Here is a 22,769-nt window from a genome sequence, read left to right on the forward strand (position 1 = left end):
TCTCGCCGCGCAATCACCGCAGGATCATTCATGAAATCCGTCCTCCGCCCCGGCTTGCCGTCATTTGTTCACTTCACGCCTGAACACTTCAGCTGGGGTGCGGAACCCAAGGCATTTTCTCGGCGTACTGTTCAACCGATCGATCAGTGATCGTATCGATTCATCAGGAACGGACAGGACAGCAGTATCCCTCGGCAGGTAACGCCGAATCCGCCGATTCATGTTCTCAACGGAGCCTTTTTGCCAGGGCGCAGACGGATCGCAGAACCATGCATCGGTTCCCATTCCTTGCTTCAGTCGCCGCCAGGAGACGAATTCAAATCCGCGATCAAACGTCAAACTTTGCCGGGCATGCCTGGGCAGGGGGCTGAGCACGTTGATGAGCCGCTCCATGATCGGCTTGGACTGCCGGTCGTTGTTCTTGAACAGCATGGTGAACCGGCTCATCCGCTCGACAACCGTTGCCACATTGGCATTGCCCTGAACCCTTTCGAAGATCATCAGATCGGCTTCCCAGTGACCGAATTCCTTGCGATCGTTGATGGCTTCCGGCCGATGTTTGATCGAACGCTCATCTGGAAAGACCGGGTTCTGCGGTTTGCGAGCATATCTCGGCCGGCGCTTTCTCCGCCGTTCCGGAAGAAGCCGCGCCAGTTGCTGCCGTTGTCCTTCCGGTGAATAGACATATCGGTAGATCGTCTCGTGACAGACGCTTGCCTTGGCCGCTGGTTCGATCTTCAGTCGTCCAGCAATCTGTTCCGGCGACCAGCCGGATTCCAACTTTCCGATCACTTCGTTCCGCAGATCCTCGCGACGAAAGAGCTTGCCGATCCGCCGGCGCCTGTCGCGCGCCATGTCGTTGGCGGTCATCGCCCAGTAGCCCTCGGCATCGGGGAATTCCTGATCGTGCCAGTAGTTGCGTTTGATCTCCCGGGAGATGGTCGCGCGGTCCCGGCCGAGGCGTCTGGCGATCTCAGACTGGCTAAACTTCTGATCCAACATCCTGGAAATCGATCGGCGTTCGTCAAAACTCAAATGCGAAAAGGTACGGATCAAACCATGGCTCCCGAAAAGCAGGCAGCTTAGCGCCTTTGTTGCAGTTCGAGATAGAATGTGCCCCCGCTACATATAAATGTGGCGTAATATGATTTATGGAACAGCAGAGCGGTTTTCGCTCTGTTGCTTTTTGCGACCAAACCGCCTGTTGCGTTCTCGCGCTACGTCGAAGTGTAGAAGTATGCGACTAAGGTCGACCGGATTTAAGCGCTCGAGCGTGGGCCGCCTCTGCATCATGAGCCAAGTGATTCGGCTTTGGGGGCGCTCGTCTGCGCCTTCAGACGCGCTAGAGCGGATCATTACTTATCGGAATCGGTGCGGGATTCCCATATGTGGAACGGCTCTGCGGTCAAGGTGTTCAATCGTTGATATTCCGGGGGCTGGTGCGCCCATATGTCCGGCCTTTTCGCGCAGCAATTGGGCTACTGGCCTTGATGACGTTCGCGACTGGAGTGACCTAAACAAATCAGCGAGCTCGAAGCACGTTGGGAATCACGGTCTTGATCCAATCCGGATGTCTTTCCTCGGGGTCATCATTGATCTTGCACCTTGGGCCTCAGCTTGTCAGCCACGACAAGCGATCTGCATTCGGTCCTAGGCCGCCATCGTTTCGTTCGCCGTGCTATGGAATTGACCACCTCTCACTAGAAGAGCCCAAACAATGCGGGCCATCTTGTTGGCAAGCGCAATGGCGGCGACCTTATATGGCCTGCGCTTGATCAACTCCGTGAGCCATGCTGATGCCTTTGCGCCTCGACGTGCGTGCTGGATAACGGCGGACGCCCCCACAACCAACAGAGATCGTAAGACCGGGTTTCCCATTTTTGAGATTCTTCCCAATCTGGTTTTCCCGCCTGTGGAATTTGATTTCGGGGTCAGGCCTATCCAAGCCGCAAAATGACGCCCAGACTTGAAGGCCTTTGGGTCGGGTACAAATGCCGCGATGGAGCTGGCAGTGATTGGACCCACACCTGGAATTGAGGTCAGCCGGCTCAATGTCGCATCCTGTCGGCTTTCGCGGATCATGTGCTTCTCCAACTTAACGATCTCCGACGTGTAGGCCTCTATCTGATGGGTCAGGGGCAAGAGGGCGATGCGGGCCAAGGGTGGCAAGCGGGCATCATCCTCGTCACGGACGATTGCGGCAAGGTCGTCGACCTTGCCCACACCTCTGGATGTGGTAATGCCCAGTTCGGTAAGATGACCGCGCAAAGCGTTGATCGTTTGGGTGCGCTGCCGAACCAGCAGGTCCCTTGCCTTCAAGAGCATAGCCGTCGCTTGCTGGCCGACGGTCTTGAGCGGCACGAAACGCATTGACGGTCGGCCTACAGCTTCGCATATCGCCTCAGCGTCTGCCGCGTCATTCTTGCCTCTTTTGACATAGGGCTTCACGTAAGCAGGTGGGATCAACCGAACTTCATGTCCGAGAGCCTTGATCTCTCGTGCCCAGTAATGAGCGCCTCCGCATGCCTCCAATCCAACGACACACGACGGGATCTTCCTGAAGAACTTCAAAACCTCAGAGCGTCGAAGCTGCCTACGAAGGATTGTCGTCCCTTCGTTGTCTACTCCATGCAACTGAAAGACTTGTTTGGCCGTGTCGAGACCGATTGTCGTGATCAAAGTCATAAGAACGCTCCAAGCTGTTTACCGAACAGGATGCTCGGCCTCTTTTCAGGATAGGGTGGGAGCAGAGCCGTTCCACAACATCAAATCAGCAGATTTGTGATTCATGATGGATGCTGGAATGGAGGCCAGCATCCATGACGCGACCCTATTCGAATGATCTTCGCGAGCGAGTCATTGCAGCGGTTGTGGACGGTCAGAGCTGCCGGGTGGTGGCGGAGCGGTTCGACATAGCTGTCTCATCCGTGGTGAAGTGGTCGCAGCGTTATCGGGCCACCGGTAGTGTGTCGCCCGGTCAGATGGGCGGCCATCGCCGACGTGTGCTGGAGCCGCACCGCGCCTTCATCGTCGAGCAGATCGAGCAGACATCACATCTGACGCTACATCGGCTGAAGGATGAGTTAGCCGCCCGCGGTGTGAGCGTCTCCCACAATGCCATCTGGCAGTTCATGCGCCGCGAGGGCTTGAGCTTTAAAAAAAACGCTGTTCGCCCTTGAGCAGGGCCGCGCCGACATTGCCCGCCGCAGAGCTCGCTGGAAAGCCTGGCAAGACCGCTTCGATCCGAAGCGGCTCGTCTTTATCGACGAGACCTGGATCCGCACCAACATGGCGCCGTTACGCGGCTGGGGGCCGAGGGGCAAAAGATTACGCGGCTTTGCCCCGCATGGCCGCTGGCGCACCCTCACCTTCCTCGGCGCCCTACGCTGCGACAAGCTCACTGCGCCCTGCGTCTTCGACGGTCCCATCAATGGCGAATGCTTTCACGCCTATGTCCGCCAGCAGTTGATCCCGACCCTCAAACCTGGCGACATCGTCATCCTCGATAATCTCGGCTCTCACAAAGCCAAGGCCATCCGTGATGCCATCAGGGCCGTCGGCGCCAGGCTCTGGTTCCTGCCGAAATATTCCCCCGACCTTAACCCGATCGAGCAGGCCTTCGCCAAGATCAAGCACTGGATGCGCCAAGCCCAAAAGCGAACCATCGAGGAAACCTGGCGCCATCTGGGCATACTCGCCGACACCATCAAGCCAGAGGAATGCGCCAACTATTTCTCAAATGCTGGCTACGCTTCCGTCAAAACATGAAAGGCTCTAGTGCGGGGACTGTCGGCGCGTTGTTGTACGTGGTCTCAATATGCAGCTCATGATGTGTCGTTGAACTCGGCGAATGGTAGCCTTTGCTTGCCGGATATTATTGGCGCACGGATCGTGAAGCGCCAGCGAGGTCCTCCTTGGGACTGCAGATCGCGTCTTTTGGAGTGGTGTAGCTCGGCTTGGTGATCGCCGTGCTTTCCGGCTGAGCCGGGAAAGGGTCAGCGAGCCGCAGCAGGCGGGCTGATGAGGGGATCATCGCTCATTTGTGCGATGGTCTCAAGGGTCATGTAACGGGATCGCTGAACGGCCCATTCGTCATTCTGTTCGAGCAACAGTGCACCGACGAGCCTGACGATGGCGTTCGAGCGGCAATCGATTCACTGGATCGATTGCTCTTCACTCTCACCGTTGGGGAAGATGCCGACGACGTCAGTGCGTCGCTTGATCTCGCCATTGAGACGCTCAATGGGGTTGGTGCTGTGCAGCTTGGTCCAATGCTGCTTTGGGAAGGTCATGTAAGCCAGCACATCTTGCTCGGCATTGTCCATGAGGTTTGCGAGCTTTGGCACTTTCGGCCTGATCTGATCGGCAACGCTGCGCCACTGTGTGCTTGCTGCTTCCGGCGTGTCCTGGGCAAAGGCTGTGGCGATGAAGGCTGAGACGACCCGTCGGCCACTCTTTCCGGCATGCGCCAACGCGTTTCTCATGAAGTGCACCCGGGGGCTGTTGAAGAAGTCTCATGCGTCTGATTCAATTGGGCAATCGTTGATTCTCTGGAGGGTTCACGATGCTCGGCCGTAAAGAACGCGATCAGCTCGAACTGTACATGTGCGGCTCGCTGCGGGAGTTGATCCCGGACGATCACATACTGGTTAAAGTAAATGCGGTTTTAGACCTCTCCTGGCTGCACGAGGAGGTTGCCGAACTTTATGCTGCCGGTGTCGGTCGACCCGGCATTGACCCAGATGTCGCAGTTCGCTTGATGCTGGCGGGCTTCCTGCTCGGAATTGTCCACGACCGTCGCCTGATGCGTGAGGCGCAGGTTAATATTGCGATCCGCTGGTTTGTCGGTTTCGGTTTGCATGAAGTTCTTCCCGACCATTCATCGCTGACACGCATCCGTCAACGTTGGGGTGCCGAGCGCTTCCGGAAGATTTTTGAGCGAACGGTAAAAGTCTGCGTGGCAGCCAAGATCGCCAAGGGAGAGATTGTTCATGTCGATGCTTCTCTCATCCGTGCGGATGTGAGCTGGGAGAGCCTCGCAGTTCGCCATGTGGATGCTGTCGCCGTCGCCAACGAAGACACTGATGGAGAGCCCAAGAGTCGTAAAACCGGTAAATACAAGAAGGTCTGTGTCACTGATCCCGACGCGTCGATGGCGACGAACGGGCGCAATCGTAGGCTTGAGCCGGCATACAAGCAGCATGCCGTGGTGGACGATGCTTACGGCGTAGTTTTAGATGTCGAGGTCACTACAGGCGAGATCAATGAGGGGCAGGTCATACTTGGTCGTCTCGACACGGTCGCCGCGCTGACAGGTTCGGAAATCAAAACTGCAACAGCAGACGCCGGCTATGCTTACGCCAAGGTATTTGCTGGCATGGAAAAGCGGGCGATCGAAGCGATTATTCCGGCAAAAGCAGAGCCGATCCGCAGCCCAGTGCCTATGCACCGGTTCCGCTACGACGCCAAGCACGACACCAAATGCCCGCGCGGCAAGATGTTGAAGGCGGGTCGCGCTGTCAAACATGGGCGCTTCTTCACATCGCGAGCTGCCGATTGCCGGCATTGCGATATGTCCCGACTCTGTCTTTCGAAGGGACGTGTTAACAAAGCTGTGGTGCTGGGCGACGACTATCCTGCACTTCTGCGAGCTCGCCGCCGTCGAGAACGCTGGTCGGATGAAGACCGAGCTTTGTACCAGCGCCACCGCTGGCGCTCAGAGGGCTACCATGGTGAAGCCAAGACCTCGCACGGGCTATCGAGAGCGATCCGGCGCGGCCTGACAAATATGAAGATTCAAGCCTATCTGACAGCCGCAGCAGTCAACTTGAAACGCCTGGCGAGCGCATTTCTGGCCATTTTGCTGCTCGTGTGCTGCCGAGAAGCCCCCAACTCAGTTCGAGATCGGCTGCGAGAAGGAAAAGCCTTTGCATTTGGATTGCTGGTGGCCTCCGCATAACAGCCGCCAACATTCGATTTTTCAACAGCCCCACCCGGCAACGCTGCCAAGTGGCGGAAAGAACTTTGGAGACGGCAGCTTTGATGCCTTCATGGGCATCGGAAACCACAAGCTTGACGCCGCTGAGACCGCGTCTGGTCAGCTTGCGCAGGAACTCCGTCCAGATCGGTTCGGCTTCCGATGTGCCGATCTCCATGCCCAGCACCTCGCGCCGCCCGTCGGTGTTGGCGCCGACAGCGATGATGACGGCCACAGAGACAATGCGCCCGCCGCGCCGGACCTTGAGATAGGTGGCATCGATCCACAGGTATGGCCAATCGCCTTCGATCGGCCGGGCAAGGAAAGCCTTGACCTTGTCGTCGATCTCCTCGCACAGGCGGGAAACCTGGCTCTTGGAAATGCCGCTCATCCCCATCGCCTTGAACAAATCATCGACCGAGCGGGTCGAGACACCCTGGATGTAGGCTTCCTGGATCACGGCCGTCAGAGCCTTCTCGGCCATGCGGCGCGGCTCCAGGAAGCTCGGAAAATAGCTGCCCGTCCTGAGCTTTGGGATACGCAGCTCGACGGTTCCGGCCCGCGTCTCCCAGTCCCGCTCGCGGTAGCCGTTGCGCTGGGCAAGCCGAAGTGCATTCTTCTCGCCATAGGGCGCGCCCGTCTTGGCGCCGACCTCCAGCTCCATCAGCTTCTCGGCGGCAAAGCCGATCATCTCACGCAACAAATCGGCATCGGCGCTCTTCTCAACGAGCGAGCGCAAGTTCATCATATCGTCGGTCATCAGTGGTCTTTCCATCAGGTTTGAGCTTGAACAACCCGACCCTACCGGAAAACACTGATGATCACCCGCTACGCCGCTCACTCCCTACAGCGCTGTTGTGGGCGCGCTCGCGAGCGGCCTAGCTACCGTCGAATTACACCTCGCCCCGGGACGCGACCGGACTGCATTGCATCGATCTCATGGATGGGTGCTATCCAAACAATAAATTTTGCCGATGCCACTGGCCACACTAGAAAGCGCTGAGTTTGAGTGGAGGAGAGTGCATCAGGCAAATGCAAGCGACGCAAAAAAATAGTGGGCCTTCAAGAGGAAACATCAGGTTCTCACGGTGCTGCAGGGTCCGCCACCACACTGGCCGGCGCCGTGGTCGAACAATCATGGACCGAGCGCCCGCGCCAGATCCAACTCGCCCCCTTGCATTCGGAAACGGGGCCGCCGCGAATGCTTGATGGTCAGTTGATCGAGAATCGGTTCGTTGTCTCTCGGAGGCGTACCGGTTTTGGTGACTGTCTGTGGTCGTTAGCGGCCGCTTGGCAGTACGCGCAGCGCACGGGGCGAATGCTCGCCATTGACTGGCGTGGATCGTGCTATCTTGACCAACCCTTCGCGAACGCATTTCCGGTGTTCTTCGAACCGGTCAAAGACATCGATGGCGTGTCGGTTATTTGCGACGACCAGATCAACGAATTCTCATTCCCGGGACCATTCTACCCAGACTGGTGGAATAAGCCGTCAATCGATTGCCTTTACCGACCAGATGAGCAGGTCTTCCGAGAACGCGATGAACTAAGCGAGCTTTTTCAGGCCCAAGGTGATGTGGGCGCTAAAACTGTGGTGTGCGACGCGTGCTTAATGTGGCGTTGCGATGAGAGAGCCGAACGGCAGATTTTTCGGAGTGTCAAGCCTCGGTCTGAGATTCAAAGCCGCATAGAGACCATCTATCAGGAGAGCTTTGCGGGACACAGTGTCATTGGTGTTCATGTTCGGCATGGCAACGGCGAAGACATTATGGACCATGCACCCTATTGGGCCGATCCGGAGCTGGCGATGCGCCGAGTATGCACTGCCATTGATAAGGCAAAAACTTTAGGCCACCCAAAACCTGTGCGGATATTCTTGTCGACGGACAACGCGCAGGTGGTGGCCTACTTGTCGGACATGTTCCCCGATCTTATCACCATCCCTAAGCGTTTCCGATCGCATCAGACTGGCCCATTGCACGTTCCAGAGCTTGGGGTTGACGGCGGAATTTCGGCTATCCTTGAGATGTATCTACTAGGGCGATGCGACACTGTAATTCGCTTCCCGCCGACGAGCGCCTTTACACGCTATGCTCGCCTTTTTGTACCACGGGTAATTGAGTTCGATGTGAATGATCCGAGTCGGTTAAACTTGATTGAAGGAGTGTCAAAGGCCTGAACCGCGCCGGGTTTGCCGGAGGCTGTTTGGTTTAAGTTATGCAGCCATGGCTGGTTCGTCCAGCATGGCGTAATACTGCTCCTCGGCTTCGGCGGGGGGAATGTTGCCGATGGGCTCCAGAAGCCGTCGATGGTTGAACCAGTCGACCCATTCCAGAGTGGCGAATTCAACCGCTTCGAAGCTGCGCCACGGTCCTCGCCGATGGATGACCTCGGCCTTGTAGAGGCCGTTGATCGTTTCGGCGAGGGCGTTGTCGTAAGAGTCGCCGACGCTTCCGACGGAAGGCTCGATGCCTGCCTCCGCCAATCGCTCCGAATACTTAATCGACACGTATTGAACGCCCCTGTCCGAGTGGTGAATCAGGCCGCCACCATGAACGGGACGCCGCTCATGAAGCGCCTGTTCCAAAGCATCGAGGACGAACCCGGCATGCGCCGTCCGGCTCACCCGCCAGCCGACAATCCGGCGCGCGAAGGCGTCGATGACGAAGGCCACGTAGACGAAGCCTTGCCAGGTGGCCACATAGGTGAAATCCGAAACCCAGAGCCTGTTCGGCGCAGGAGCCTTGAACTGGCGGTTCACCCGATCGAGCGGGCTCGGAGCCGTCTTGTCCGGGATCGTCGTGCGGATCGGCTTGCCCCGGATGATACCCTGAAGTCCCATCGATCGCATGAGCCGGGCGACGGTGCAGCGGGCTATATCGAAGCCCTCCCGCTTCAATTGCCGCCAGACCTTGCGCACGCCGTAGACGCGGAAGTTCGCCTCGAACACACGGCGTATCTCGATCTTCAAGGCAATGTCGCTGCGGGCGCGGACCGATAACCGGTCCACGTCCAGGCGTTTGGCAACGTTCTCGTAGTAGGTTGATGGGGCAATCGGCAGCAGCCTGCAGATCGGCTCGACCCCGAATACGGAGCGGTGTTCGTCGATAAAGGAGATCATCGCTTCAATGGGCGGTCGAGCTCCGCCATCGCGAAATAAGCGGACGCTTTGCGCAGTATCTCATTGGCCTGCCGAAGCTCGCGGTTCTCCCGCTCCAGAGCCTTCATCTTCTCGGCGACTTCGCTTGGGAGTCCAGGCCGGGAACCATCGTCCACTTCCGCCTTCTTCACCCATTCATTGAGCGTCTGCGCCATGCAGCCGATCTTGGCGGCGATCGAGGAAACCGCCGCCCATCGCGAGGAATATTCCCCTTGGTGATCCAAAACCATCCGCACTGCTCGGGCGCGGACTTCAGGTGAAAATTTGTTTGTTGTCTTGCTCATATCGGCTCCACTTTCTCAGAAGTTGGAGCCTCCGGCAAACCCGGCGCGGTTCAGTTGTGGCGTGATCTTTTCCTCTAAAACAGCGGCGCTACGCCCGTGCCACGTCCGGATCAGCTTCGGTGACTCGGGCCGCATCGTTGACCAGCTTAGCGCCCGTCCTAGTTTACGAAGAGACCTGAAGCCGAATCGGTAAATATCGCGCAGGGTTTTCGACAGAAGGACGAGCCGTCTGGTTGTAAAAAGCATACGCCCGAAGCCCTCATTGCTGATTTTCATAGTCCGCGACACCAAGAGGCCGGAGCGCTCCTCGATAGCGAACCCGACGGCCTGGTAAAACACGTCGAGCCTCCACAGTACGTCCGGATTGGGATCGCCTATGGGTGGAAGCGCATAGCACTTAAGAGGTCAAGCACATCAACGTCGCACTTTTCCTTCCAAGATCCGTTGGCATCCTGCGCGCGGATCAATCGCACAAGACACTTGATAAAAGGAGCGGTAACGACCTTGTCGTGGTCGAGATCCGGGATAACAGCGGGATTCGGTAATGTGCCGATCGTTTTAGTCCTTATTCTTCATGCTACCTTAGTCTTATATCTACTACGCGTTCTTCGGGCACCGTCCGATGCTAGTGCGAGATAGCCGCTCCCCACCATGCAAAATGCATTTGCAGCCATGCGCATTGGGAATGGTGAGAGCCGGCCCTTTCTGCCCGGTCCTTTCGATAGTTCTCCGAGTGCACCTCTCCCTCTCCCGCCAAACCAAAAAACGAACGCTTCCGAAATATGCAACTTGAAGAAGCACCGAAGTACCCAGTGCTATAATGATTACTTTGCGTGCGAGGACGCGACATAAGGACTTGAAAGGCAACGCCAGTTCTCCTGGTTCTCCGTCAGATCAACCAACAATTTGGTCAGCCGCGACATGGGTTTGGCACTTCTTCGGGCAGACGCGGGCGCAGGCTCCACAGCCGATGCAGCGGCCGGCGTGGTCGATAACCATGATCGTACGACTGAGCTCGCCATCGAAGTCCTCCTCCTCGCCGTCGCAGGCGCCGAGGATTTCACCCGATTCGTCGACGCCGTACAGGTGCATGACTTCGCGCGAGCAGACTTTGACGCAGCGGCCGCAGCCAATGCAGGTCACGGCATCAATCGCCGTCAGATATTGCGGAATCCACGTCGAGCCATCGCGGGTAAAGAAATGATTGGTCATCGTAAGTTCTCCAACGCAGGCTGCTCTCGGCAGCTGCCGAACGTGGAATGTCTTCCAAGTCGGACACGATCTCATCCCGTCACAACCGTCTTCGTCCGTCCGTATCCCCGTTTTTTGTTATTCAGCCTATCGGTGGCGGTCTGCTGATCATCGGTCCGCCATTGCAAAAATGTGCCGAGGCTTTTTCAAGCCTCGACCTTTGAGACGGTCGCCGCAGCGGGACTGTGGGGCATGTGGAGAGAGTGGCCCCGCTGCCTGATGTCGGCCCCGCGGGGAGAACGGGATGGCCGAGGTTCGTCGTTGCCAAGGTGGACCATCAATCCTGCCACTTCGGTACACCCATGGATCTCAATGCTCGCATTGCCCACCAGTTTCGCACCGGCGGCCGGCGAGCTTTCCAAGCGTCTCGAAGCCCAACCGACACACGTCGGTGAATACGACCAGGTTCGGGCATCCAGAAGCCCTCGTTGACCTCTCGTCTTAATCCGGGGAGCCACCGGCGGCCGGTGCGCGCGTCGCAAGCGCGACGGTGATGTGGAAAGGGTCGGAACCGCCGACAATCTGAAACGTATGGGCGCTGCCGCGCAGTCCCGCGCCTTGAAGTTCAGAATAAGGGAGCTGAAATCGATCCTCCTGTCGCCACTGACGATATGCATGTTGGTTCGAGATCGATAAGGGAGGCGAGCATACTTCCTCGTGGCGGCGCACGTGCCCATGCGCTCCTTGCAGTTCCATGCGATCTGACACAGACCTGCCATGTTTACCTTCCCTCGTTGATCCCTACCGATCGGCAGTTTTCGGCGCCTCTCAATGGAATGTCTTCAAGACTTGTGCCAGTTGGCGGCTGGACGAAAAACGGAGTTTGTTGCTGCTTTTCAGTCCTTTATTCAGAGGCAAAGAAAAGTTTGGTGAACGAGCCTGTGTCGCTGAACCGACAAATCTCGACGCCACCGTTCGGATCGCTACACATTGCTCCTCGCCGGCAGGTGGTGTCGACAGCAAAGCTCGCCGCTGCCCACGTCGGTCCTCAAGCGCAGAGAGGGCCAGCGATTAAATTATTGACGGTTCAACCGTCAGGCTCGCGCCACTTCGGGGTAGGTTTCGATAAGAGCGATCGCATCGTCGACGAGTTTTGCCCCGGCCTCTGCGAGGTTCCGAAGCGCCGCGAAGCGAAACCGGTGGACGTCGCGCACTGTTTTCGAAAAGACGACCAGCCGCCCCGTCGTGAGAAGCACTCGCCCAAAGCCCTCATGGCTGATCATCATAGTCGGCGACGCCACCAGACCGGTGCGCGCTTCGATTGTAAGGCCGACGGCGGTGTAAAAGAGATTGAGCCTCAACATGACATCCGGATCGGGATCGCAGATGATCGGGATTTGACGGCGCTGCTCTTCGGTGACGATGAATTTGGCCAACAGCTCCACGTCCGATGCGCCGTCCTGCCAGCCATAAGCATCCTCAGCGCGGATCAGTCGTATGAGGCATCTGACGAAAGGGGTGGCAAGGGCCGCCTCGTGCTCGTTGGCAGCGGGCGTGCCCGCAGTGGCCGACATTTCTTTCATGACATCAGTCCTCGTCCTCGAACGGTTTCTTTTCGGCGACACCTGCTTGCGCCAGAGCCTTGCGCAGCCACGGCGGCGGAGCCGTGCTAAGCATTTTCTGGGTTCGCGAAAGCACGTCTTGAATGGGTTCAGGATGCCCCACGTTTATCGGGTGGATTTTCGCCGATACCACCTTGGCTGCGGAAGGTCCGCCGATAGCCACACAAAAGAGGAGGTGACAGCCGCTCAACGCGTTGACCTTCGGTGTGATCCGGTCATCGCCCTCGATCCGATGCTTCCCGGTCTCGTCGGAGACGTCATCGAAGCTCACCGCTTCCACGAAATCCCAGCCGTTACGCGTCACATCGTAGACTGCAAAGTGCTTGGCCGATCCGAAATGGGCATTAAGCGCTTTCATATCCTGCGTCGCAATCGCGATGCGCAATGCGCCGTGATTCCGCGGGTGAATCTCGTCAGCGACGAGCGACAGGCGACGAACCGAATTCATCCGGCATTACTCCGGTTCCGCAGTGCATAGACCATCTCGGGCGATGGCGTGTGCTGGTTGGCCTGGAAGATGTTTGCCGCCTCGAAGATCATGTCGCGCGTGCCCCGATAGAGAATTGTGAGCTTGTGCTGGCTGCCGAGACGGTCAAATGCCGGGAAGCCGACGCGCAGGAGAGGAATGCCTAGGCGCTCCGCCGCTTGGCGGCCGTGCGAGTGGGTAACGAGAAGATCAGCGCCGCCGGCCAGATTTTCGAAATCGCCAAGATCGCCGATCTGGATCGATTCGGCGGGCACTTTCTCGAGAATTCGTGATGCACCGGTAGTGGTAACAGCCGCCACTATCTCGGCGCCAAGCCCGGTGAAGAAGGTGGCGAACTGGTAAAGCTGGTCCGGTTCGGCGGCGATCGCGATCTTCTTGCCGGCGAAATGGAAGTGTCCGTCGAGCAACGCGTCCTGCAGCTGTGAGCGGCAACGGTGGATCTTTGCCGGTGCCGGCACGCCGGAAATCTCGGAAAGAAGCGAGACGAACCGGTCGACGTTCCTCAATCCCGTCAGCGACTGGAATAAGGTGTATGGCACACCCGTCAGCTTCTGCAGCAGTTCAGCCGGCCGCCGCATATGTTCTCCGACTCCAATGCATTGCACCGCCGTGCCCAACTCCTGGATATCCTCAACGCTGGTGCCGCCGTAGGTGACAGGTATCCAGCGGTCGGGCACCGTTCCGTCAAGCGAGCCGGATACGTCCGGAAGGATCGCCGGCTTAAGCCCGAAACTTTCCGCGATCTCGCGCAAATGCTCTATGTCAGCGACCGTGAGATGCCAGCCGGGCAAGATCGCGAGTTTCTTCCGTTTCAACGGCTGCTCGCCAGGCTCTCTAATCCTCTCGATCACTGGTGCCTTTTTCGCGCGACGCGGCTGCTGGCCCCGCCGGGTAATCCGTTCGATCATTGCGGTGACCGCCTTGGACCATCCCTCCTCGAGGGCGCCATCGAAATCCGGCGTATTTGCCAGCACTATCTCCGTGCCAGGTTCATCCGCGCGCATCATTTTGATGTTGGCGATTTGCGTTGCGAAATCTTCAGAACGGGTTTCCGCTAGAGCCGTCGTGCAGATCCCGATCAGCCGCGGGTTCGCGCGCTCCTTCAAGTTGAGAATCGCTTCTTTCAGATGGCCTGCCCCGCCCACGACTACTGCCAATTCGTCCATTGCCGTAGTCTGCAAAGGGACCGTTTCCTTGAAATGGCGTACACATTGAACCAACGCGAAGCTGGTGCAGCCTTGGCTGCCGTGGAACAGCGGAACCGCACCCTCCACGCCGAGAAAGGCTAACGCGGCACCCAGCGGCTGGGACGACTTGAGCGGATTGACTGTTGCTGATTTGGTTTGGGGATAGACGTGAACCATTTACGTTACCTCAACACTCAGACAAGTCACCGACGTCGTGCCGGCGAGTTTTTGAGGGCGCGACACCCGCAGCCTCGGTGAGCGTGTGCGCGCTCGGTTGTTCCTCCGCATGAGAATCGATTTCCCACGGTGCGGGCTCCCGTACTTCGGACCAGATAGGGTTGTGAATAGCCAGGTCGATCTGGCGCACGAGCTCCGCCATGCCGTCATAGCCGGCATAGGGATGGTGGCGCTCCTGGTTGATATCAAGCCAAGGTGTCTTTGCCTTCAACGCAATGAACTGGGTGCGCCCGCCTGACAGCATGATGTCGGCCTTGTGCTCTGAGAGCATGGTGTAGAGCTCTCGAGACGCCATCGACTCGAACATGTGGTGCTCGTCCTTCAGCACCTGCTTGATGCGCTCCTTATCTCCGGCCGTCGATTTCTTGACCGAGGTGCCAACGATCTCCATGCCGATCTCCATCAATGCATGTACAAGCGACCAGGACTTCACGCCGCCGCTGTTGATAAGCACCCGCTTGCCTTGGAGCCGGGGGCGATATAATTCAAGTCTTTTCCACGCAATCGCCTCCTCCTCTGCAATGAGTGTATCGGTGCGATCGAGGATCTGTGCATCGGCACCTCTCTTTACGAGCAGCTCCGCAATCCGTCGGAGAGCTTCCGAGGTGGCGGTGATGCCGTAGAAGGACCCCTCAAAGAAGGGGATTTGCCAACGCTCTTCCATTTTCCGAGCAAGGTTGATGAGTGCCGTCGAGCACACCAACATGGCTGCGCGTGCGCGGTGCGAGCAGGCTACATCTCGGTAGCGCGCGTCACCGGGAATGCAGGCGCGAACGCGGATGCCAAGCCGGTCCAAAAGTGGCCTTATCAACCAGAACTCGCCAGACAGATTGAACTCTCCAAGGATATTGATGTCGTAAGGACCGACGTCATCAGGCTCCATGGTGCCGATGACGTGATCGAGCAATGCCTCGCCGGCGAGCTTGTTGCCGAGGTTCTTTGAACCAACGAAGCCTGGCGCATTGATCGGCACCACCGGTAAGCCGAATTTTTCCGCCGCGCGCTTGCAGACGGCCTGGATGTCGTCACCGATGAGTTCGGTTACGCAGGTCGCATAAACAAAGATCGCTGGCGGCGCATACGCTTCCTTGATCTGGCGCAGCGCGTGGAACAGCTTCCGCTCGCTCTGCCCAATGATGATGTCGAGTTCGGTTAGATCAGTGGTGAAGCTGGTGCGCCACAGCGTGGGACCGGACGACGCCGTACCTCGGTTGTCCCAGGAATTGCCCTCGCAGGCGAGCGGTGCATGAACCAGATGCGCGACGTCGGTGATTGGCTGCAGCACAATCTTGGCGCCATCGAAGGCGCAGCCTCCGGCTGCCGCGCCGGGGGTTAGCGGTTTCGAACAGCCCTTTTTGCGCGCCTTGTCATCTTTGGCTCGATTTATCTCGCAGCCGGGCTCGTCGAAAACATCCTGGATTTTAGCAGTGGGCGATTGCATTACGCTATTCTCCCAGTCAATCGGAAGAGGGTTGGCCGCGTCTCAGCCAACCGCTCCTTTTACCGCGTGAGGTCATAAGAATAATCCGTCACACCAAGCAGCATCGACTCGCGATCGAGTTTGTCGAAGATCTTGTCGAGGATCGTTGTTAGGACACGGAGTCCGCCCTGGTAGCCCATGAGCGGAAAACGATGGTGATGGTGTCTGTCGAAGATCGGAAACATAAGCCGGACGAGCGGCGTGCCGGTATCGCGCTCGAGGTACTTGCCATAGGAATTGCCGATCAGCAGGTCTACCGGCTCGGTGAAGAGCAGCGATCGCATTGCCCACAGATCCTTTCCAGGCCAGACTTGGGCATCCTTGCCGAAGGGAGAAGATGCAAGCAGCTCCTTCATCTCGGCTTCCCAGGCGGTCGTGCCGTTGGTGGCGAGGCAATGGATGGGTTCGCCGCCAGTTTCCATGATGAACCGGGCTGCGGCGTAGACGAAGTCAGGATCGCCGTAGATTGCATATTTTTTACCGTGCAACCAGGATTGGCTGTCTGCCATGGCGTCGATCAGTCGGCCGCGTTCCAAGCGTATTGTCTCGGGGATTTCCTTGCCGGAAATCTCCGACACCTTCATCAAGAACTCGTCGGTTGCCTTGACCCCGAGCGGGTAGTGGAAGGAGGCGGTAGCCTGCTCGAACTCCTGGCAATAATCGAGCGTCTTGCGGGTATTGTAGTGCTGCAGCGAGAGCGTCGCCTCCGCATTAAGTGCCGCTCTTACGTCTTTGATTTTCGTGCCTCCGTCATACATACGGAATTCGCCGTCGGACGGCGTATCGAATTGGTCGGAGGCATCCTGGATGAAGGTGTAGGACACGCCCATAAGGTTGAGCAGACGCTTGAGTTCGCGATTGTTCCCGACGCAGAAGCCATCGAAGCCCGGGATGATATTAATCGTGCCAGCCGCCTCCGTACGCTCCTTGCCTTTCCAGAAGTGCTCCAGGATGCCTTTGACCATGGCGTCATAGCCGTCGACGTGGCTGCCGACGAAGGCAGGCGTATGGGCGAAGGGTACGTCAAATTCGGGAGGGACTGAGCCTTCGCTCTTGGCGTTCTCAATGAAGCCATGCAGATCGTCACCAATGACTTCCGCCATACAGGTGGTAGAGACAGCAATCATCTTCGGGTCGTAGAGCGCGTAAGTATTGGCGAGCCCATCGACCATGTTCTTCAGGCCGCCGAACACTGCCGCGTCCTCAGTCATCGAGGATGAGACTGCCGATGAAGGCTCCTTGAAATGCCGCGAAAGGTGCGACCGGTAATAAGCAACGCAGCCCTGGCTGCCATGCACAAAGGACATGGTCCGCTCGAATCCCGCGGCGGCGAATACCGCGCCCAGCGGCTGGCAGGCTTTGGCTGGGTTCACCACGAGCGCTTCGCGGGCAAGATTCTTTTCGCGATATTCCCAGGTCTTGGTGTATTCAGCTTGGTCAGTGACGATTTGATCGGAGTGAGGACATTCGAAATTCAGCTTCTTCTCCGCTAGCATCTTTCTGTATTCCGGCTCGCGGAACAAGGGAGCATGGTCAAGAATCTTTTCGGCCGATTGCGGCATACTGGTCACCCTTTTTCATCTGGCCTCGTCAAACGGCGGCACAGGAAAACTTTTTGAGACGTCGGGTCTCCCGCGGGTTCCGGTCCGCGGAAGACCACGCTTCTATTCGGCTGCAACCGCTGCCGCAGGCGTGGTCACTTTCTTCCAGGGCGCGTCGTAGAGGTCCCAGACCGGATTGTTGATGGCCAGGTCCATGTCGCGGGCGAAGATGGCGAAGCCGTCATAGCCGTGGTACGGGCCGGAATAATCCCATGAGTGCATTTGGCGAAATGGTATGCCCATCTTCTGCACGGGGTATTTTTCCTTGATGCCGGAGCCAACAAGATCGGGACGAATCCTCTCGATGAACTTATCCAGTTCGTAACTGGTTGCGTCGTCATAGATCAGCGTGCCTTTCTTCACGTAATGGCCGGTGCGCTGATAGTCGTCGTTGTGGGCGAATTCGTAGCCGGTGCCGACGATCTGCATGCCGAGGTCTTCATAGGCGGTGATGACGTGACGGGGGCGCAAACCGCCGACATAGAGCATCACTCTCTTGCCCTGGAGGCGCGGCCAGTACTTGTCGATCACGGCGTCGACCAGCGGCCGGTACTTGGCGATGACCCTCTCGGCCCGTTCTTCGATCGTCGGGCCGAAATGCCTGGCAATCTTGCGCAGAGAGGCCTCGATCTGGGAGGGGCCGAAGAAGTTATATTCCATCCAGGGAATGCCGTATTTTTCTTCCATGTGCCGGCAGATGTAGTTCATCGAGCGGTAGCAGTGGATGAGGTTGAGCTTGGCCTTGGGGGCACGCTCCACTTCCGCAAGCGTCGCGTCCCCCGACCAGTTGCCGACGACGCGCAGGCCCATCTCTTCAAGCAGGATGCGCGAGGCCCAGGCGTCGCCGCCGATGTTGTAGTCGCCGACCACGTTGACATCGTAGGGACCGGGTTCGAATTCGATGTCCGTCTTGTCGAACACCCAGTCGCGGATGGCGTCGTTGGCGATGTGGTGGCCGAGCGATTGCGAGACGCCGCGGAAGCCTTCGCAGCGTACCGGCACGATTATTTTTTCGTACTCCTTGGCCTTCTTGCGCGAAACCGCCTCGATGTCGTCGCCAATGAGACCGATCGGACATTCGGACTGGATGGTGAGGCCCTTGTTCAAGGGAAACAGTTCCCCGATCTCATCGATGATCCTTTCCAGCTTTTTGTCGCCACCGAAGACGATGTCCTTCTCCTGAAAATCGGAGGTGAACTGCATCGTTACGAATGTATCGACACCTGTCGTGCCGACATAGTAATTGCGGCGCTGCGACCATGAATATTGACCGCAACCGACCGGCCCATGCGAGACATGGACCATGTCCTTGACCGGGCCCCAGACCACGCCTTTCGAGCCAGCGTAGGCGCAGCCGCGGATCGTCATCACGCCTGGAATGGACTTGATGTTCGACTTTACGTCACATTCGGAGATGGCCTGGCCTTCCTCGCCGGCCTCCTCGCTATCCGATGCGACACTGAGGTGCTTTTGGCGACGTTTCGCCGCTTTGTTTGGGTAATGCGACAGCACTTGCGTGATAAGCTCCTCATGGAGAGCACTGTCATTCTCGTAATCGAGGCTCATTCGCCTGCCCCTTTTCGCGGTTCGGGTGATGCCTCCAAGAGGAGGCAGCGTTGGTGGAATGTTGCGCCGGGTAAAGTTCCGACCTCGTCTGCGAGGCAGTCACTGGGCAGCTGCTACCGCCGCTTCTTTGGTCTGGAGTTCTGCAAGCATCTGCTCGTCGGTCTTCATGATGCCGAAGTCGAGCAGCATGTCCTCGAGTTCCTCCATGGTAATCGGGGTCGGGACGGTGCCCTGGCCCGAATTGGCGTGGATCTTTTCAGCCAGCGCGCGATATTCCGCCGCCTGCTTGGAGTCCGGTGCATACTGGATAACCGTCATCTTCCTGAGCTCGGCGTGCTGGACAATGTTGTCGCGTGGCACGAAGTGAATGAGCTTGGAATTGAGCTTGGCCGCGAGTGCCTCGGCGAGATCGAGTTCGCGGTCTGTCTGTCGCTCATTGCAAATCAACCCGCCGAGCCGCACGCCGCCCGAGTGGGCGTATTTCAGGATCCCCTTAGCGATGTTGTTGGCGGCATAGAGTGCCATCATCTCGCCGGACATTACGATGTAGATTTCCTGGGCCTTGTTTTCGCGGATGGGCATCGCGAAGCCGCCGCACACCACGTCGCCGAGCACGTCGTAGGAGACGTAGTCGACATCATCGTAGGCGCCGTTTTCTTCCAGGAAGTTGATCGACGTGATGACGCCGCGCCCGGCGCAACCGACGCCCGGCTCGGGGCCGCCCGACTCTACGCATTTGATGCCTTTGTAACCGACCTTCAGCACGTCCTCCACCTCGAGGTCTTCCACCGAACCTTCCTTTGCCGCGAGATGCAGGACCGTGTCCTGCGCCTTCGAGTTCAGGATGAGGCGGGTGGAGTCGGCCTTGGGATCGCAGCCCACGATAAGGATTTTCTGCCCGAGATCGACTAGGGCCGCGAGCGTATTTTGAGAGGTGGTGGATTTGCCGATACCACCTTTGCCGTAGAATGCGATTTGACGCAGACCTGCCATGTTGCTTTCCTTCGTTTGTTCGAACCATCGCGGTTGCCCGCAGAATGAATGTCGCCGGCAGCTTTTGCCGCCTGCGTAAGGATGGTTACAAGACCCGTGCCAACTCGGCGGGTAGACCGAATAGAGTTACATTGTTGTACGTTACCAGTTACTTATGCGGAAACGAGACTACCTGCATCACAAATCAAATCCTTGTCGCGGAACCGACAATTGTAACCAGCAATTGTCGTAAGCGTCTGAACCGCGCCGGGTTTGCCGGAGGCTGTTTGGTTTAAGTTATGCAGCCATGGCTGGTTCGTCCAGCATGGCGTAATACTGCTCCTCGGCTTCGGCGGGGGGAATGTTGCCGATGGGCTCCAGAAGCCGTCGATGGTTGAACCAGTCGACCCATTCCAGAGTGGCGAATTCAACCGCTTCGAAGCTGCGCCACGGTCCTCGCCGATGGATGACCTCGGCCTTGTAGAGGCCGTTGATCGTTTCGGCGAGGGCGTTGTCGTAAGAGTCGCCGACGCTTCCGACGGAAGGCTCGATGCCTGCCTCCGCCAATCGCTCCGAATACTTAATCGACACGTATTGAACGCCCCTGTCCGAGTGGTGAATCAGGCCGCCACCATGAACGGGACGCCGCTCATGAAGCGCCTGTTCCAAAGCATCGAGGACGAACCCGGCATGCGCCGTCCGGCTCACCCGCCAGCCGACAATCCGGCGCGCGAAGGCGTCGATGACGAAGGCCACGTAGACGAAGCCTTGCCAGGTGGCCACATAGGTGAAATCCGAAACCCAGAGCCTGTTCGGCGCAGGAGCCTTGAACTGGCGGTTCACCCGATCGAGCGGGCTCGGAGCCGTCTTGTCCGGGATCGTCGTGCGGATCGGCTTGCCCCGGATGATACCCTGAAGTCCCATCGATCGCATGAGCCGGGCGACGGTGCAGCGGGCTATATCGAAGCCCTCCCGCTTCAATTGCCGCCAGACCTTGCGCACGCCGTAGACGCGGAAGTTCGCCTCGAACACACGGCGTATCTCGATCTTCAAGGCAATGTCGCTGCGGGCGCGGACCGATAACCGGTCCACGTCCAGGCGTTTGGCAACGTTCTCGTAGTAGGTTGATGGGGCAATCGGCAGCAGCCTGCAGATCGGCTCGACCCCGAATACGGAGCGGTGTTCGTCGATAAAGGAGATCATCGCTTCAATGGGCGGTCGAGCTCCGCCATCGCGAAATAAGCGGACGCTTTGCGCAGTATCTCATTGGCCTGCCGAAGCTCGCGGTTCTCCCGCTCCAGAGCCTTCATCTTCTCGGCGACTTCGCTTGGGAGTCCAGGCCGGGAACCATCGTCCACTTCCGCCTTCTTCACCCATTCATTGAGCGTCTGCGCCATGCAGCCGATCTTGGCGGCGATCGAGGAAACCGCCGCCCATCGCGAGGAATATTCCCCTTGGTGATCCAAAACCATCCGCACTGCTCGGGCGCGGACTTCAGGTGAAAATTTGTTTGTTGTCTTGCTCATATCGGCTCCACTTTCTCAGAAGTTGGAGCCTCCGGCAAACCCGGCGCGGTTCAGTCGCCTATCAGACGTTAAGATCCGACAAGACGATGCTGCCGATCAGGGCTGAGGAGGGGATGGGAGCGCTCTTCTCGTGGAGGCTTTATCAACGCGAAGTGCCAAACGTTCGTTCAAGCGTGCTTCACGCTGCTTCCCGGCCCTCACTGGATTTAACCGTGACTTCGGCCATCGGAGCTCAAATGGGTACTGTCGTATGAATGTGCATGCGTCCTATGACGATCCACAGCTGGTGCCTTCGGAAGAGCTCCATGCGTGCCCTACATCTGGAGGCCCGGCTTGCACTTGCCGGGTACCGCGGTAGCGTGTGAGGAAGGTGAGCTGATCTGAAAGTCAGGCAGACAACTTCAAGTGTCCGGCTGCCCGAGAGATTTCTGGACTGCTGGGATGATCCTGTCTCCCCAGAGCTCTATCTGGCGCAGCATCGTTCTTTGGTTCAAATCCCCCAACTGCGTCTGAATTGCAATCTGGTCCGGCTTCAGGACTTCGATCTCCTCCAGAAGGCGATCAATCACGCAATTTATGTTCCCGATGGGCAGGTTCTTACGCATAGTATCGAACGAGAAGTCCTGATGAGTCGGCACCTCCTCCAACATGTAGCCGTCCTTGCTCTGTTGCCGACGCTGATGCAGGGCCTCGGACAGCCGGCGCTGAAAGCGGGCGTTATCGAGATAGCAGTTGATTTCCGCTCCATCATCGCTGGCATAGCAGCAGCGCAAAAGCGACAGCTTGGCGTCACGGACCTTTTTGCCCTCGGATACAGCGGCCGTCTGGACGATGTCTCGCAGCAGGCCCAGAGTTTCCAAGCCCTCATGGAGGGCCGTAACGAAAAGGTTGTGTCCCTCACGATAGGCTCGGCGCATTGTTTTGGAGGACCCGGTGGCAATCCAGATCGGCGGGGTTGGCTTTTGAAGAGTGCGCACCGAAATTGCCGTCGCAGGGATCTGCGTGTAGTGACCATTGTGGGAAAAGATCTTTTGCTTGAGACCCTTGAGCAAGATGTCGAGGTATTCCGAAAAGACGGCCGGCGCCTCATCTACATTGACGCCGAAGCGGTCGAATTCAAACTGCTGGTATCCTGAACCAACGCCGAGCTCGAGTCGGCCGTTCGCAACGATATCGACAAAGCCGATTTCCCCCAGCAGGCGCTGCGGCTGATAGAGTGGCAGCACGCAGACCGCGGTGCCGAGGCGTATGGTGCTCGTCAATCCGGCACAGTGGGCGACCATCAGCAAGGGCGACGGGACGAGGCTGTAGTTGTTGAAGTGGTGCTCGGCGAACCAAGCTGTGCGGAAGCCAGCCTGCTCCGAAAGAACGGCCTGCTCCACTGAGTTGCGGATGACGCTATCGGAAGATTGATGATAGCCTCGCTGGGCAGCCAGAATGAACGTTGCGAACTCCATGGTGTCTCCTTGTTTGCGGAGG

Annotated in this window: 16 protein-coding genes, 3 pseudogenes and 2 other annotated features; of the genes and pseudogenes, 3 read left to right on the top strand and 16 right to left on the bottom strand. The window is 58.0% G+C overall.

The genetic code is table 11. The features are described from left to right. Positions 1-60: 60 nt before the first annotated feature. The gene (locus ACK9YZ_RS34510; protein WP_210633345.1) at positions 61-1,056 is read right to left on the bottom strand and encodes an IS30 family transposase; all 996 of its coding nucleotides are present in this window, start codon (positions 1,054-1,056) and stop codon (positions 61-63) included. 594 nt (positions 1,057-1,650) lie between these two features. After that, on the bottom strand, positions 1,651-2,685 hold the full coding sequence (locus ACK9YZ_RS34515) for an IS110 family transposase (protein WP_416068558.1): 1,035 nt from the start codon (positions 2,683-2,685) through the stop codon (positions 1,651-1,653). 134 nt (positions 2,686-2,819) lie between these two features. Here ACK9YZ_RS34515 and ACK9YZ_RS34520 point away from each other — a divergent pair. Next, a protein-coding gene (locus ACK9YZ_RS34520; protein WP_416068559.1) for an IS630-like element ISRel6 family transposase occupies positions 2,820-3,768 on the top strand; the annotation gives its coding sequence in 2 pieces (ribosomal slippage) (positions 2,820-3,155 and positions 3,157-3,768; 948 coding nt in all). Positions 3,769-3,995: 227 nt separating this feature from the next. On the opposite strand, the pseudogene ACK9YZ_RS34525 reads toward ACK9YZ_RS34520, so the two are convergent. Continuing rightward, positions 3,996-4,496, bottom strand: a pseudogene (locus ACK9YZ_RS34525) (transposase); the annotation flags it as partial. 68 nt (positions 4,497-4,564) lie between these two features. On the opposite strand from ACK9YZ_RS34525, the gene ACK9YZ_RS34530 reads away from it, so the two are divergent. Next, positions 4,565-5,959 (top strand): transposase, encoded by a 1,395-nt coding sequence (locus tag ACK9YZ_RS34530; RefSeq protein WP_416068560.1) that lies wholly within the window; start codon positions 4,565-4,567, stop codon positions 5,957-5,959. A gap of 19 nt (positions 5,960-5,978) precedes the next feature. On the opposite strand, the pseudogene ACK9YZ_RS34535 reads toward ACK9YZ_RS34530, so the two are convergent. Beyond that, positions 5,979-6,737, bottom strand: a pseudogene (locus ACK9YZ_RS34535) (IS256 family transposase); the annotation flags it as partial. 441 nt (positions 6,738-7,178) lie between these two features. Here ACK9YZ_RS34535 and ACK9YZ_RS34540 point away from each other — a divergent pair. Then, positions 7,179-8,156, top strand: a complete 978-nt coding sequence (locus ACK9YZ_RS34540; RefSeq protein ID WP_416068781.1) for a nodulation protein NodZ — start codon at positions 7,179-7,181, stop codon at positions 8,154-8,156. 36 nt (positions 8,157-8,192) lie between these two features. Here ACK9YZ_RS34540 and ACK9YZ_RS34545 read toward each other — a convergent pair. The 12 genes and pseudogenes from ACK9YZ_RS34545 to ACK9YZ_RS34600 form a co-directional block, all read right to left on the bottom strand. After that, a protein-coding gene (locus ACK9YZ_RS34545) for an IS3 family transposase (RefSeq protein ID WP_416068522.1) occupies positions 8,193-9,421 on the bottom strand; the annotation gives its coding sequence in 2 pieces (ribosomal slippage) (positions 8,193-9,127 and positions 9,127-9,421; 1,230 coding nt in all). Next, positions 9,024-9,140 (bottom strand) — a sequence feature (AL1L pseudoknot). It overlaps the preceding gene by 117 nt. An 88-nt stretch (positions 9,422-9,509) precedes the next feature. Continuing rightward, positions 9,510-9,975, bottom strand: a pseudogene (locus ACK9YZ_RS34550) (NifX-associated nitrogen fixation protein). A 340-nt stretch (positions 9,976-10,315) separates the two neighbouring features. Then, entirely contained in the window at positions 10,316-10,633 is a 318-nt protein-coding gene (fdxB, locus tag ACK9YZ_RS34555; protein WP_416068561.1) for a ferredoxin III, nif-specific, read from the bottom strand. A gap of 1,073 nt (positions 10,634-11,706) precedes the next feature. Continuing rightward, entirely contained in the window at positions 11,707-12,195 is a 489-nt protein-coding gene (locus ACK9YZ_RS34560; RefSeq protein ID WP_416068562.1) for a NifX-associated nitrogen fixation protein, read from the bottom strand. A gap of 4 nt (positions 12,196-12,199) precedes the next feature. After that, on the bottom strand, positions 12,200-12,682 hold the full coding sequence (gene nifX, locus ACK9YZ_RS34565) for a nitrogen fixation protein NifX (RefSeq protein ID WP_416068563.1): 483 nt from the start codon (positions 12,680-12,682) through the stop codon (positions 12,200-12,202). Further along, a complete protein-coding gene (gene nifN, locus ACK9YZ_RS34570; protein WP_416068564.1) occupies positions 12,679-14,085 on the bottom strand; it encodes a nitrogenase iron-molybdenum cofactor biosynthesis protein NifN in 1,407 nt (468 codons plus the stop codon). The genes nifX and nifN overlap by 4 nt, the downstream gene beginning before the upstream one ends. A 10-nt stretch (positions 14,086-14,095) precedes the next feature. Further along, positions 14,096-15,586: a nitrogenase iron-molybdenum cofactor biosynthesis protein NifE gene (gene nifE / locus ACK9YZ_RS34575; protein ID WP_416068565.1), complete on the bottom strand. Its 1,491-nt coding sequence runs from the start codon at positions 15,584-15,586 to the stop codon at positions 14,096-14,098. Between the two features lie 59 nt (positions 15,587-15,645). After that, the gene (nifK, locus tag ACK9YZ_RS34580) at positions 15,646-17,187 is read right to left on the bottom strand and encodes a nitrogenase molybdenum-iron protein subunit beta (RefSeq protein WP_416068566.1); all 1,542 of its coding nucleotides are present in this window, start codon (positions 17,185-17,187) and stop codon (positions 15,646-15,648) included. A 102-nt stretch (positions 17,188-17,289) separates the two neighbouring features. Then, positions 17,290-18,792: a nitrogenase molybdenum-iron protein alpha chain gene (gene nifD / locus ACK9YZ_RS34585; protein WP_416068567.1), complete on the bottom strand. Its 1,503-nt coding sequence runs from the start codon at positions 18,790-18,792 to the stop codon at positions 17,290-17,292. A 99-nt stretch (positions 18,793-18,891) separates the two neighbouring features. After that, positions 18,892-19,785 carry a nitrogenase iron protein gene (gene nifH / locus ACK9YZ_RS34590; RefSeq protein WP_416068568.1) on the bottom strand — a complete coding sequence of 298 codons (894 nt, stop codon included), beginning with the start codon at positions 19,783-19,785 and terminating at the stop codon, positions 18,892-18,894. 276 nt (positions 19,786-20,061) lie between these two features. Beyond that, a protein-coding gene (locus ACK9YZ_RS34595; RefSeq protein WP_416068522.1) for an IS3 family transposase occupies positions 20,062-21,290 on the bottom strand; the annotation gives its coding sequence in 2 pieces (ribosomal slippage) (positions 20,062-20,996 and positions 20,996-21,290; 1,230 coding nt in all). Then, positions 20,893-21,009, bottom strand: a sequence feature (AL1L pseudoknot). (Overlaps the previous gene by 117 nt.) A gap of 401 nt (positions 21,291-21,691) precedes the next feature. Beyond that, positions 21,692-22,747, bottom strand: a complete 1,056-nt coding sequence (locus ACK9YZ_RS34600) for an LLM class flavin-dependent oxidoreductase (protein ID WP_416068569.1) — start codon at positions 22,745-22,747, stop codon at positions 21,692-21,694. Positions 22,748-22,769: the final 22 nt, after the last annotated feature.

Origin of the sequence: Rhizobium sp. ZK1 (assembly GCF_047782645.1) — a bacterium.
GTDB lineage: Bacteria > Pseudomonadota > Alphaproteobacteria > Rhizobiales > Rhizobiaceae > Rhizobium.